Annotated in this window: 13 protein-coding genes; 6 read left to right on the top strand and 7 right to left on the bottom strand. The window is 71.9% G+C overall.

The genetic code is table 11. From position 1 onward, the window contains the following. Positions 1-23 precede the first annotated feature (23 nt). The 3 genes from VFV19_14220 to VFV19_14210 are packed head-to-tail and all read left to right on the top strand — an operon-like array spanning position 24 to position 3,354. On the top strand, positions 24-1,283 hold the full coding sequence (locus tag VFV19_14220) for a hypothetical protein (GenBank protein HEX4825456.1): 1,260 nt from the start codon (positions 24-26) through the stop codon (positions 1,281-1,283). 15 nt (positions 1,284-1,298) lie between these two features. Next, on the top strand, positions 1,299-2,414 hold the full coding sequence (locus VFV19_14215) for an Mrp/NBP35 family ATP-binding protein (protein ID HEX4825455.1): 1,116 nt from the start codon (positions 1,299-1,301) through the stop codon (positions 2,412-2,414). 55 nt (positions 2,415-2,469) lie between these two features. After that, positions 2,470-3,354, top strand: a complete 885-nt coding sequence (locus VFV19_14210) for a hypothetical protein (protein HEX4825454.1) — start codon at positions 2,470-2,472, stop codon at positions 3,352-3,354. On the opposite strand, the gene VFV19_14205 is transcribed toward VFV19_14210, so the two are convergent. From VFV19_14205 to asd, 6 genes are read right to left on the bottom strand one after another with little or no spacing between them, the layout of a single operon-like run. Beyond that, positions 3,351-4,484 carry an aminotransferase class I/II-fold pyridoxal phosphate-dependent enzyme gene (locus VFV19_14205; GenBank protein ID HEX4825453.1) on the bottom strand — a complete coding sequence of 378 codons (1,134 nt, stop codon included), beginning with the start codon at positions 4,482-4,484 and terminating at the stop codon, positions 3,351-3,353. The two genes, VFV19_14210 and VFV19_14205, sit on opposite strands and share 4 nt — an antisense overlap. After that, positions 4,481-5,290, bottom strand: a complete 810-nt coding sequence (locus VFV19_14200; protein HEX4825452.1) for a 2,3,4,5-tetrahydropyridine-2,6-dicarboxylate N-succinyltransferase — start codon at positions 5,288-5,290, stop codon at positions 4,481-4,483. Before VFV19_14200 ends, VFV19_14205 begins: the two co-directional genes overlap by 4 nt. Beyond that, on the bottom strand, positions 5,287-6,192 hold the full coding sequence (dapA, locus tag VFV19_14195; protein HEX4825451.1) for a 4-hydroxy-tetrahydrodipicolinate synthase: 906 nt from the start codon (positions 6,190-6,192) through the stop codon (positions 5,287-5,289). The genes VFV19_14200 and dapA overlap by 4 nt, the downstream gene beginning before the upstream one ends. Then, complete coding sequence (locus VFV19_14190) at positions 6,189-6,875, bottom strand: dihydrodipicolinate reductase C-terminal domain-containing protein (protein ID HEX4825450.1); 687 nt, start codon at positions 6,873-6,875, stop codon at positions 6,189-6,191. Before VFV19_14190 ends, dapA begins: the two co-directional genes overlap by 4 nt. After that, on the bottom strand, positions 6,872-8,227 hold the full coding sequence (locus VFV19_14185) for an aspartate kinase (protein ID HEX4825449.1): 1,356 nt from the start codon (positions 8,225-8,227) through the stop codon (positions 6,872-6,874). The genes VFV19_14190 and VFV19_14185 overlap by 4 nt, the downstream gene beginning before the upstream one ends. A gap of 5 nt (positions 8,228-8,232) precedes the next feature. Continuing rightward, entirely contained in the window at positions 8,233-9,291 is a 1,059-nt protein-coding gene (gene asd / locus VFV19_14180) for an aspartate-semialdehyde dehydrogenase (GenBank protein HEX4825448.1), read from the bottom strand. Between the two features lie 67 nt (positions 9,292-9,358). Between asd and VFV19_14175 the strand changes: the two genes are divergently transcribed. From VFV19_14175 to VFV19_14165, 3 genes are all read left to right on the top strand, one after another. Continuing rightward, positions 9,359-9,604 carry a hypothetical protein gene (locus VFV19_14175; protein HEX4825447.1) on the top strand — a complete coding sequence of 82 codons (246 nt, stop codon included), beginning with the start codon at positions 9,359-9,361 and terminating at the stop codon, positions 9,602-9,604. A gap of 11 nt (positions 9,605-9,615) precedes the next feature. Next, positions 9,616-10,287, top strand: coding sequence for an HAD family hydrolase (locus VFV19_14170; GenBank protein HEX4825446.1), 672 nt, complete (start codon positions 9,616-9,618; stop codon positions 10,285-10,287). A 66-nt stretch (positions 10,288-10,353) separates the two neighbouring features. Then, entirely contained in the window at positions 10,354-10,686 is a 333-nt protein-coding gene (locus VFV19_14165) for a hypothetical protein (GenBank protein ID HEX4825445.1), read from the top strand. 57 nt (positions 10,687-10,743) lie between these two features. On the opposite strand, the gene VFV19_14160 is transcribed toward VFV19_14165, so the two are convergent. Next, positions 10,744-12,351 (bottom strand): hypothetical protein, encoded by a 1,608-nt coding sequence (locus VFV19_14160; GenBank protein ID HEX4825444.1) that lies wholly within the window; start codon positions 12,349-12,351, stop codon positions 10,744-10,746. Positions 12,352-12,361: the final 10 nt, after the last annotated feature.

Genomic DNA, 12,361 nt, shown 5'->3' with positions numbered 1-12,361 from the left:
TGTTTCCCTTGGGGAAGGTGAGCATGATGGCGAAGATCTGGTGGGCGGCCCTCCTGTGCGGAGCGGCTCTGACGTTGCCGGCGCGCGCGCAGCAGGGGGGCGGAACTCAGGACCAGCCGCCGCCGACGCCGCCGCCCGAGACCGAGAAGAAGGAAGCGCCGGCCGCGCCCGAAGCGACCCCGGCCCCGAAGAAGAAGTGGGACCTCGAGGACCCGCCGCTCCACCGATGGGGAGGGTTCACGGTCTCGCTCGCAGGCTGGAGCCCGTCCCCGGTCGGGGCCGACGAGCAGATCGCTCTGATCTACAAGACCGGGCAGCTCCCCACGCCGCTCACCATCCCGCTCACTTCGAACATTCGTGAAGCCTGGAAGGTGGCCTACCACCTCCCCGGCGGGTACGGCTCGATCGTCGGCCGCTACGACTCGATGAACAACCACGAAGACAAGTCGTATTCGTCGCCCGGCCAGTTCATCTATGGGATCACGCTCGGCGACCCGGAGTTCGCGGGGGCGTTCGACGACGGGCTCGCGGACGGGATCCACGCCTTCTCGATGGTCAAGAACCGCGATACGCGGTTCGAATACTCCGACACCGCATTCGAGAACAAGCGCGTGAAGGCGACGTGGGGCGCGGGGTTCGTCAACATCGACCACAACGAGATGCTCCAGGCGACCTACTTCGCCCTCGTGCCGAACCTTCCCGCCGTGATCCCCCCGATCGTCCCCCAGGCGATCGATCCGGCCCAGTTCCAGCCGATCCCGGACCGCGTCCTCCTGCAATCGGATTACTCCGGCAACGGCGTCTCCGGGTCGTTCGACGTCGAGTTCAAGCTGTTCACCCGCCTCTCGGTGATCTCGGGGGTGTCGGTAGCGCTCGTCCGCGGCGGCGTCTCTTCGACCTACAAGTCGTTCACGTCGTTCTACCAGTCCGCGATCGACGGCCACTACATCGACAAAGAAGAGCTGTTCAACACCCTGCAGTTCGGCCCCGCCACCTGCGATGTCGCGAGCGGGATCACGGAGTGCATCGCCGCGATCACGCAGGCGACGAAGTTCATCGGCTACTACGCCCCGAACCAGTCGCACGCCGCGCAGGCTTGGAACGGCTACATCGGCCTGCAGACACCGATATGGCGCGGACTACGCGCGTTCGTCACGTTCCGCGAGTCGTACTATCAGAACGTCGGCCTCGACGCGGTCCTCCACGACGACCAGTCGGTCACGACGACGGCGAAGTCCGTCGGCTACGAAGGCTACGAGCTGGGGGTTTCTTGGCGGTTCTGACGCGCGAGTGGTTCCGTGCCGCTTGACCGCGATCTCGTCCTCGCGGCGCTCGGCCGGGTGCGCTATCCCGGCTTCACGCGCGACATCGTCTCCTCGGGGGTCGTCCGCGACCTGATCGTCGAGGGCGCGAACGTCGCCTTCCGGATCGAGATCGGCGCCGGCAATCCCGCCGTCCTCGGCACGATCGAGCGCGAGGCGCGCGCCGCGGTCGAGGCGATTCCCGGCGTCGGCCGCATCGCCATCGGGACCCAGGCCCGTCCCGCGGCACCCCCTTCGGCCGCCGCTCCCGGCGCCCTCGACGCAGGACTCCTACCCGGCGTCCAGCACGTCATCGCGGTGGCCTCGGGGAAGGGCGGTGTCGGCAAGTCCACGGTCGCGGTGAACCTCGCCGCCGGGCTCGCGCGCCGCGGGGCGCGCACCGGCCTTCTGGACGCCGACATCTACGGCCCGTCGATCCCCCTCATGATGGGGATCGACGAGCGTCCCGACCTCGACGCCACCGGCCGCGCGATCGTTCCCTTCGACCGCTTCGGCGTCCGGTTCATGTCGCTCGGCTTCCTGGTCGACAAGGACGCGGCGGTCATCTGGCGCGGCCCGATGGTCATGAAAGCGATCGAGCAGCTCCTCCGTGACGTCCTCTGGGGCGAGCTCGACGTCCTCGTCGTCGACATGCCCCCTGGAACCGGCGACGCGCAGCTCACGCTGTCGCAGAAGGTGCGCCTCTCGGGCGCCGTCATCGTGACGACCCCGCAAGACGTCGCGCTGGCCGATGCGATCAAGGGGGTCGCGATGTTCCGGAAGGTCGACGTCCCCGTCCTGGGGATCGTCGAGAACATGAGCTACTTCGCCTGCCCGCACTGCGGCAAGCGCGCGGACGTCTTCGGCCACGGGGGCGGACGGCGGGAGGCCGACCGATTGAACGCCCCGTTCCTCGGCGAGATTCCGCTCGATGCCGCGATCCGGGAGGGCGGCGACCGCGGCAAGCCGATCGTCGCGGACTCCCCCGACTCCCCTCTCGCCAAGGCGTTCCTCGACGTCGCCGAGCGCGTCGAGGCCGCGCTCGCCGAGGGCGAGGCGAAGCAGGCCCGGGACAGCGCCGGGCTCGGCGGCTGGTTCTCGCGGAGAAGATGAGAGGCTGCCGCGGCTTCGTGGCTCGCGCGTGGGGCTGACGGTATACTCCGGGGTCGTGGGCGGCGTGAAACCTCTTCCCCAGATCGCCTTGTTGGCTCTCCTCGCCGGTGCGACCTTCGCCGCGCCGGCGCCGGTCCCGTCCGAGGCGGACGCGGCGCGGGCGGACAAGGCCGTCGGCGCGGCGCTCGCCCGAAGTACCGACGCGGGCAGCCAGGCGCACAATCTCTGCGAGCTGGCGTGGCCGTCCGGTCCGCGCGACGAGATCGTCGCCGCCCGCGCACGCCGCGAGCTGGCGGATTTCGGCGAGCACAGCCTGGCAGCGCTCCGTGACGCGATCAACACCGCAAAGCCCGAGTACTCCGCCGAGATCATCCGGACGACGCAGGGCGCGGCGGCGAACATCGAGGGCGCGGACACGCCCGCGTACATTCCCATCTACCTCGACGCTCTCTGGATCCCGAGCCACGACGGCCGTGCGCTCGCGATCGACTCGTTGATCCCGGTGAAAACGCCGCTCGCCGTGCAGCCGATGATCGACGCCGCCATCGAAGACCCGAGCCTGGCATCGCAAGTCGTCACGGCGCTCGGCCGCATGCGGTTCGAGCACGCGCGCTTCTACCTCGAGAAGGTCATGATGGAAGGACCGCCGGCGATCCGCCCGATCGCCGCCGCGTCGCTGACCCAGATCGGCGGCGCCGCGCTCGGCCCGCTCAAGAACGCGCTCAAGGCTCCCGATCGCGACACGCGCCTCCTCGCGGCACGCGCGCTCGTCCCGGCCGCGACCGAGCGCGAGCTCGGCGCCCTGTACGATTACATCCGCGATCACGGTGACGACGACCCGGCGACGACGCAGGCGCTGCGCGGCCTCACCGTGAGGATCGAGCAGGCGATCGCCGCCCGCGACGCGGCGAACGCCGCGGCCGCGCCGAAGGACTTCTAGGCCCGGAGCTCTTCGCCGAGCGCGCGCACGCCGCGTTCGATGTGCTCGTCGGTGGCGGCGTACGAGATCCGGATGAAGCCGGTACCGCCCGGACCGAACGCCTCACCCGGGATCGTGATCACGTGCCGCCTCGCGAGCAGGCGCTCCGCGATGGACGCCGACGAGCCGAACGGACGGACGTCGACGAAGAAGTAGAACGCCCCGTCGGGAACGGTGACCCGGAGGCCCGGGATCCGCGACAATTCCTCGGCCATGAGCGCCCGCCGCGTCCGGAAGATTTCGAGGTAGGCGCTTCGGTCCGGCGCCGCGGACTCCGAGAGCGCGACCGTCGCGGCGGCCTGCGAGACGCTCGAGGCGCAGGTGACGACGTACTGGTGCGCCGCGATGATCCGCGCGACGACGCGCTGTGGCCCGACGACCCACCCGATGCGCCAGCCGGTCATGCTGAGGTCCTTCGAGAGGCCCGAGACGACGAGCCCGCCCTCGGGCGCCTCGGTCGCGATCGAGGACGCGGAGCGGTCGTACGCGAAGCCCGCGTAGATCTCGTCCGAGATCCACGGGACGCCGCGGTCTTGAAGCCCGCGCGCCAGTGTTCTCAGGTCCTCGGGCAGATCCATGGCGCCGGTCGGATTCGACGGCGAGCAGAGGATGACGAGCCGCGTCGCCTTGGTCACGCGCGCGAGCACGTCTTCGGGATCGATCCGGAAGGCGCGCTCGGGGCGCAGCGGATACGTGACCGCACGCGCGCCTAGGAGGCGGGCGACGATCGGATACGCCGGATAGCCGGGGTCCGGGACGAGCACCTCGTCTCCCGGATCGACGAGCGTCATCATCGCGGTGAAGACCGCCTCCTGGGAGCCGATCGTGACGACCACGGAGTCCGGGCCCGCGGCGATGCCGGGATAGCGCCTGGCGATCGCGGCGCGGAGCGCCGGGTCTCCGGCGGTCGACGTGTACCCGGTCTTTCCCGCGGCGATGCCGCCGATCCCCGCGAGCGCGATCAGCGGCGGTGTCGGAAGGTCGGGCTGTCCGAGGCCGAGATTGATCGAACCGGGAGGTGCCGCGTCGAAGATCCGGCGGATGAGCGTGCGCTCGATCCCGTCCATGCGCCGCGCGGCGCCCCACGTCATCTCAAAGCCTCCTCGAGCGCCGCCGCGGCATCGGTCTTGGCGTCACGGTACTTGACGATGACCGGCGCGTAGAGGGCGATCCCGTGCTCCCGCGCGAAAGGACCGGCGGCCGCGCGCGAGCCCGGGACGACGACGGCGCGATCGGGCACCGCGAGGACGCCGTCCGCTCCCGCGCGGATCGTGATTCCGTGGACGAGATCGTGGAGCGGGACCGCGCGCGTCAAGAGAACGCCCGGCGCCAGGACTGCGCTGCGGCCGACGCGCGAGCCTTCGTAGAGACCGCAGCCGCCGCCGACGAACGCGTCGTCCTCGACGACGACCGGCTGAGCACCGACCGGCTCCAGCACGCCGCCGACCTGAACTCCCGCGGAGAGGTGGACGCGCGCGCCGATCTGCGCGCAGGAGCCGACGAGGACGTGACTGTCGATCATCGTGCGCTCGCCTACGTAGGCGCCGACGTTGACGTACGAAGGCGGCATCATGACGACGCCCGGACCGAGATACGCGCCGCGGCGGACCGTCGATCCGCCCGGAACGATGCGGACCCCGCGCCCCGTCTTTCCCGGGTCCTGCGTCGGGAGCGTGTCCTTGTCGGCGAAATGGAACGGCGGCACATCCCACGCGCGTGGGACTCCCAGGCGGAAGGCGAGGAGGATCCCCCGCTTCACCCACGGCAGGGCCGCGCGCAAGCGCCCGGCCTCGAGCGCGTCCAGGAGCGCCTCGATCGAGGCGCGCGCCGCGTTCCCGTCGACCGGTTCCTGATCGGCGAGGCGGACGATCTCCGCCTCGAGCGCGGCCTCGGTCACACGGCGCCCACGAGCAGTCCCGCGTGCCGGAGCGCCTGCTCGATCGCGTGGCGCGTTCCGCCTTCCGGCGGCCCCAAGGGAGGCCGGAGGACGTCCCGGCACCGGCCGAGCATCGCGAGCGCGGTCTTGGCGGGGACGGGATTCGTCTCGAGGAAGAGGGCGCGGATCAGAGGGAGCAGGCGGTAGTGGAGCGCGCGCGCCGCCGGGACGTCGCCGCGAAGCGCCGCGGTCATCATGTCGGCGGCCGGCGCCGGAGCGACGTTCGAGACGACCGAGACCACCCCGGCCGCGCCGAGGCAGACTTCCGGGAAGGCGATCGCGTCGTCCCCGGAGAGGACCGCGAATCCGGGCCGCGCCCCCTCGACGATCGTGGCGAGCTGCTCCACGTTGCCCGCCGCCTCCTTGACCGCGACGACGCCGGGGATCTCCGCGAGGCGGAGGATCAGCTCGGCACCGAGGTTCTGCCCGGTTCTCCCCGGCACGTTGTAGGGGACGATCGGCAGGCCGGCCGCGTCGGCGACCGCGGCGAAGTGCGCGATCATCCCCGAGCGGTTCGGCTTGTTGTAGTACGGCGTGACGACGAGAAGCGCGTCCGCGCCCGCCTTCGCCGCGCGCTCGGCCGCCGCGAGCGTCGTGCGCGTGTCGTTCGTCCCGCAGCCGGCGACGACCGGCACGCGGCCGGCGGCGCCGGCCACGACCAGCTCGATGACCCGCGCATGCTCGTCGGGAGCGAGGGTGGCGCCCTCCCCCGTCGTCCCGCACGGCACGAGACCGTGGATGCCCGACTCGATCTGCCATGCGACGAGCGACGCGAGCGCCTTCTCGTCGACCCCGCCGTCCTCGCGAAACGGCGTCACGAGCGCCGTGAGCGCCCCGTGCAGCCGCAGCTCGTTCTTTTTCATCTCTTACCTCCTCGACCCTTCATGAGATCCGCCAACACCTCGTCGAACTCGTGGATCCCCTTCTTCCCTTTGAGCCACTCCGCCGCGAGGACCGCGCCGGCGGCGAACGCTTCGCGGCCGCGCGCTTGGTGCGTGAGCACGATCGTGTCGTGCGCGCCGTCGAACCCGACGGCGTGGCGGCCGGGCTCGTGGCCCGCCCGGACCGCGGCGACCGGCAGGTCCTTCGATCCCACGAGCGCCGCGAGCCGCCGGGCCGTCCCGCTCGGCGCGTCGCGCTTGGCCTTGTGATGCCACTCGGCGATCCACGGATCGTAGCCGGCGGCGAGCGAGCGCTTCGCGGCCTCCCGGACGAGCGCGTAGAAGATGTTCACGCCGACCGAGAAGTTCGGCGCGACGATCGCGGCCGCCCGCCCGCGCTTCGCGGCTCTCTCGATGGCGGCGCTCTTCGCGTCCCAGCCGGTCGTCCCGCAAACGACCGAGATGCCGCGACCGAGGAGCGCGACGACGTGCGCTTCGGCCGACCGGGGCTCGGTGAACTCGAAGGCGACGTCGGCGCCCGCGAGCCGCGCGCGGGAGAGCGAGCCGGCCCGGTCGACGACGGCGACGCGGCGGTGGCCGCGCGCGCCGGCCGCCTCGTCGATCGCGCGGCCCATCTTCCCGTGGCCGACGAGGGCGTACTTCACGATCGCGCGTCCGTGAAGAACCGGCGGTGGAGATCCCGCACGCAGGCGTCCAGGCGCGCCTCGGGGATGAGCGCGGCGACGCTCGTCGCGGAGCCGCCGAGCGCGAGGAGCTCCGGGTCGTGCGCACCGATCGCCTCGAGCACGCGGCCGCGCACCGACCCCTCCTGCGCGAGGCCGCTGCCGACGACGCAGACGATCCCCCGCGCGTCCCGCCGCTCGACCGTGGCGAAGCGCGCGAGGCGCTCGGAGAGCCCCGACGGCTCCGCGGTGCGCGGGAGGACGAGCGTGACGGCGACTTCCGACGAGACGACGAGATCGGGGGCGAGACGCTCGTCGTCGACCGCGGCGAGAACCCGCGGCAGGAACCCCGGATCGATCCGCATCGTCGGTGAGCTGACGCGCCAGGAGGAGACGCCCGCACGGCTCGCGACCGAGGCGAGCGGGGGCGCGCCCGAGGCGGGGGCGAGGGCGATGACGGTGCCCGGCGCCTCGGGGCGGAGCGCGTTGAGCACGCGCACCGGGATCTTCCTCTTGACCGCGGGTGCGATCGACGCGGGATGGAGCACCTTTGCGCCGTAGTAGGCGAGCTCGGCGGCCTCGGCGAACGAGACCGAGGCGCACGGCCGCGCATCCTCGACCCGGCGCGGATCCGCCGTCATGACCCCGTCGACGTCGGTCCAGATCTCGATCTCCTCCGCGTCGAGCGCGGCGCCGAGCACCGCGGCGGTCGTGTCGGATCCGCCGCGCCCCAGGGTCGTCGTCCGCCCGTCCGGCGCCGCGCCGAAGAACCCGCCGACCACCGGGACCGCGCCGGCCTCGGCGAGCGCGGCGAGCTTCTCCCTCGCGCGGGGAACGATCGCCTCCAGGTCGGGCTCGGCGGCGCCGTGACGGCCGTCGGTGATCATGACCTCGCGCGCGTCGACGAGGCGCGCGGGAACACCCCGCGCGGCAAAGGCTGACGTGACGAGACTCGCCGAGAGGATCTCGCCGAACGCGAGGAGGGCGTCTTCGGCCTTGGGCGTCCCCTCGCCGAGCACGCGCACCGATCGGAGCAGCTGACGCAGATCCTCGAACAGCGTGTCGATCTCGAGGCTCAGGGCGTGCCGGCGCCCCGGATCCTCCACGCTCCCCGCGATCGCCCAGCGATGGCGGCGGGTGAGATCGGCGAGGATCGGGTCGAGCGCCTCGCGCTGGCCCTCGCGCGCCGCGGTGACCGCGCGGACGAGGAGATCGGTGACGCCGGCGAGCGCGGAGACCACGACGATCGGCCGCCGCGAGAGGCGTCCCCGGACGATCTCGGCTGCGGCGGCGATGCGCTCGGCGTCGGCGACCGAGGTGCCGCCGAACTTCATGACGATCACCCGCGCGACCTCCGCGGGAGGAGATCCTGCGACGCGAGCCACTCGGCGTTCAGAAGCGTGCCGCCGGCCGCGCCGCGCACCATGTTGTGCGAGAGCACGACGAACCGGAGCGTCGCGACGGGACAGGGCCGCACGCGGCCGACGACGGCGCGCATGCCGCCCGCGTCGTCGCGATCGAGCCGCGTCTGCGGCCGGTCGGGCTCGCGACGCACGCGCACCGGCCGCCCGGGGGCGGACGGGAGCGCAGCGCCTTCGATGTCGCCGGTGAACGCTTCCATCGCCAAGGTCGCTTCGTCGGGAGTCGCCGGCCGCGCGAGCTCCACCGACACCGCCTCGAGATGTCCGTCGAGCGTCGGCACGCGATGGCAGTGCGCCGAGACCCGCATCGGCGCGGGAACGAACCGGTCGGGACCGGCCTCGCCGAGGAGCTTCGCGAGCTCGGCCTCGATCTTCTCCTCTTCGCCCGGGATGTAAGGGACGACGTTGTCCATGATCTCGATCGCGCGCGGCCCCTCGATCCCCGCGCCCGAGATCGACTGCATCGTCGCGACGACGACCTTGACGACGCCGAAGGCGCGGTGGAGCGGGGCCAGGGCGAGCGCGAGCCCGGTCACGGAGCAATTCGGGTTCGTGACGATGAAGCCGCTCCGCTCGCGCCCGGTGAGGCGCGCCACATGACGGCCGTTGACCTCGGGGATGAGGAGCGGGACGGCGGGATCCATGCGGAACGCCGAGCTGTTGCTGACGACAGCGATCCCGGCGTCGGCGAGCGCCGGCTCGAGCGTCCGGGCGACCGGCGCGTCGAGCGCCGAGAGGACGAAATCGCAGCCGGCGAACGCCTCGGGCTCGCAGCGGCCGACCGGACGCGACGAGAGCGCCTCGGGGATCGGGCGGCTCTGGACCCAGCGGACCGCCTCGGCGTAAGGACGCCCCGCCGAGCGCTCCGAGGCTCCGAGCGCCTCGATCCGGAACCAGGGGTGATCGGCGAGGCGGCCGATGAGATGTTGCCCGACGAGCCCGGTCGCTCCGGCGATTCCGACGTGATAGGGACGCACCGGAGCACCTCCGGCCGCGTAGTATACTCGGCGACTTCGCGTCCCCTCGAGGCGTGAGGAGCGCTTCATGGTCGATCCCGAAGACGACGGCGCGTTCGAATCGGCGGGGCCGATTCCTCCGGGACCGCGCGACGCGGGCGACGACTTCTTCTGCCTCCGCTACCGCGTCTGGTACGCCTCGTCCGATTGCGCGATCCGCACGCGCTTCAAGACCTCCGCCGGCTGCCTCGCGTGCGACCAGGGCCGGTTCAACTTGAAGCGCCACGCCACGCTCGTGCGCACGATCCGCTGGCCCGAAGACCTCGGCGCCTGATCCCCTCTTCCTTGTTCCGGGGCGTCATCTTCGATCTCGACGGCACGCTCGTCGACGGCTACGACGCCATCGCGGCCGGAGTGAACGCGGCGCGCGCGCGCTTCGGCCTGCCACCTCTCGCCGTCGACGACGTGAGGGGGCGCGTCGGCCTCGGGCTCAGCCATCTCATGGACGACGTCGTCGGGCCCGAGCGCGCGGACGAAGGGGCGGCGATCTTCCGCGCGACCTACGACGACGCGTGGCGGAGGGGCACGCGGGCCGTTCCCTCGCTCTCCCCCACCCTGAACGCGCTCCGCGCGCGAGGATCGCGCCTCTCGGTCGCGAGCAACAAGCCGGTGCGGTACTCGCGCCTCATCCTGGAGCACCTGGGCGTCGCGGAGAGGTTCGACCTCGTGGCCGGCCCCGAAACCGCGGGCGCGATCAAGCCCGACCCGGCGATGCTCCATGCCTGCCTGCGAGCCATGGCGCTACCGGCCGATCAGGCGGTGTACGTCGGCGACATGGCGCTCGACGCGGACGCGGGGGCCCGTGCCGGAGTGGCCGTCGTGCTCGTCGCGGGCGGCTCGTCCGCACGGGACGAGCTCCTGGCGACCGGCCGGCCGGTGCTGGACCGCCTCGCCGACCTCCCCGAATGGCTTGCGGGGACGCCGCAGCGCGATCCTGCGGGACCGCCGAAAAGATGACTTGTCGGTCCGCCACGCCCAGGGGTATAACCAACGAGGATGGACGTTTGACCAAGGAGGTAAGGGATGCGACGCAGAATAGTGTTCGGGCTTTGCTTGGTCGCGGTCGTGGCGTTGGTGAGCGTGGCGACGTTCGCCGATGACTCGTATCTCGCGACCCCACATGCCGTCATCGGGCCCCACTTCCATGAGTACATGGTCGTGAGGAACGACCTCAAGGGATCGGAGCAGAAGCCGGCTCCGCCGCCCATCATGAAGGACATTCCGGCCATCGACTCGTCGGCCGCCGGCAAGAGCTCGGTCGGGCGCATGAGCACGGGCAATGTGCTCATGGCGACCGCCTCGCCGGAGATGCTCCTCGAGAACCGTCTGCGCTCGCTCGCCCACGAGATGCGCTGACTCTCGGGCGGAACATCTTCCAAGACTCGAAAGGGGCATCCTCCGGATGCCCCTTTTTCATTTCTTCGGCGCCTTGATGAACGCCGCGCTCTCCCTGAGGCGCCGCCACCCGTCGCGACGCGCGGGTGAATCCTCGCGCGGCAAGAAGAGATACCCGTGGCCCGCCTTCGCGACGAGTACCGCGGATCCGTTCTCGAGGCTGAAGATCGCGGCGGCATGCTGGGCCGCCGGCTTCGGGGCGACCACCCAGCCGTCCTCGGTCCTCGGCGCCAGCTCCGGCGAGCCCGCGGGCCGTCGTGCGATCTCGCCGATGACCCCTCCGGCGCCGTCGACGAAGGTGACCGGAAGACCGTCCCGCGCGCTCAGGTTCGCGATCGGCCACCAGCCGCGGGGCACGTCGATCTTGAGATCGGCGACGGTGAGATAACCCTCGACGAGGCCGTTCGTCTTCTGCTCCGCCGCGCCCAAGCGCGCGAAGTGCACGCCGAGCGATTCCGCGGGATCGATCGGCGGGGGCGCCGGCGGCCTCCCCTCGCCCCGGTAGGTGACCGGGATCCAGAAGAGCGCGGGTGACCGCCAGCCGGTCTCGACCGGCAGCCCGATCTCGACTCCCTTCGTCTTCACGGCGAGCCGGAAGACGAGCCAGTCGCCGTCGTACCGGTCCTCCTTCCAGTGGCTCACGACCGCGCGCGACGCCCCGGTCCACTCGCGCACGGTGTCGTCGAGCGGAGCCTCGTCCATACGCTCGGCCGACGGCGCGCCGAGGGGCGGCGCGACCCCCGCGCGCCACGCCTCCGACGGCTCGCCCAGGATCGCCACGTAGCCGGCCCTCGTCGCATCGCCGACGGCGACCGCCTTGCCTTCGCGGTCGGTGAAGCGGCCGCGGATCCACGCGACCGCCTGGGGCATCGGGCGCGGCGGCGGAACGCCGGCGTCGAGGCGGATCGCACGCAGGCCCGGTGGCAGGCCGAGGGTGTAGCCGGTCCCCGCGAACGCGCCCCAGGCGTGGTGCTTCTCGTCCGCCTGACGCGGCGGCTCCGGCAGCTCGGGGAGCTTTGGCGGCGCCTTCGCTGCCTCCGCTCCCGGCTCGACCTTCGTGCCGCGCAGGAGCGCGAGAATCGCGTCGCGCAGGTCGGACGACGCACCCTCCCCGAGCCCCGCATCGCCGGGAACGCCGAGCGCGCCGAGTCGCCGGCCTTCGACCGATGCGTTCTCGCACCACACCGCGTCGAAGTCGCCGCGCGAGGCCTCGAGGCGCGCGTCGGTGCAGCTCCATGCCGAGAGGTCGCCGCGCTTGGCGCCGAGCTTGAGCCCCGCCGGCAGGCCGGTTCCTGAAGCGCCCGCGGGATCGAGATCGTAGAACGCCAGGATCGTGTCGCCGGGCCAGCGACGGAGCTCCATCGCCGGCGCGCCCTCGCCCTCGACCGACGAGGCGTCGAACCAGCGGCGATCGCTGTAGACCGTGATCCCGTGCGCCTTGAAGACGTAGGCCTCGCTCGCCCGGAGCACCGCGTCGAGCGTCGCCGCGGGGCTCGACGACGCAGCCTGGGGCGCCAGCTTCGCAAGCACGTCGTCGGTCAGATCCGACAGGAGCGCGGGATGGGGCGTGGCCGCGCGGGCGAGCCCCACGGCGGCGAGGAGGATCGGGACGAGGAGCGCGCGCATCGGGCGCGAT

The sequence above is a fragment of the Candidatus Polarisedimenticolaceae bacterium genome (assembly GCA_036275915.1).
GTDB lineage: Bacteria > Acidobacteriota > Polarisedimenticolia > Polarisedimenticolales > DASRJG01 > DASRJG01.
The sequence above is the reverse complement of the archived record's forward strand: the minus strand, read 5'-3'. Positions and strand labels throughout refer to the sequence as shown.

Coding starts and splice junctions, on each gene's coding strand:
- VFV19_14220 (HEX4825456.1), top strand. CDS start 24: ATGATGGCGAAGATCTGGTGGGCGGCCCTCCTGTGCGGAGCGGCTCTG.
- VFV19_14205 (HEX4825453.1), bottom strand. CDS start 4,484: ATGACGTGGGGCGCCGCGCGGCGCATGGACGGGATCGAGCGCACGCTC.
- dapA (HEX4825451.1), bottom strand. CDS start 6,192: ATGAAAAAGAACGAGCTGCGGCTGCACGGGGCGCTCACGGCGCTCGTG.
- VFV19_14185 (HEX4825449.1), bottom strand. CDS start 8,227: ATGAAGTTCGGCGGCACCTCGGTCGCCGACGCCGAGCGCATCGCCGCC.
- VFV19_14175 (HEX4825447.1), top strand. CDS start 9,359: ATGGTCGATCCCGAAGACGACGGCGCGTTCGAATCGGCGGGGCCGATT.
- VFV19_14165 (HEX4825445.1), top strand. CDS start 10,354: ATGCGACGCAGAATAGTGTTCGGGCTTTGCTTGGTCGCGGTCGTGGCG.
- VFV19_14160 (HEX4825444.1), bottom strand. CDS start 12,351: ATGCGCGCGCTCCTCGTCCCGATCCTCCTCGCCGCCGTGGGGCTCGCC.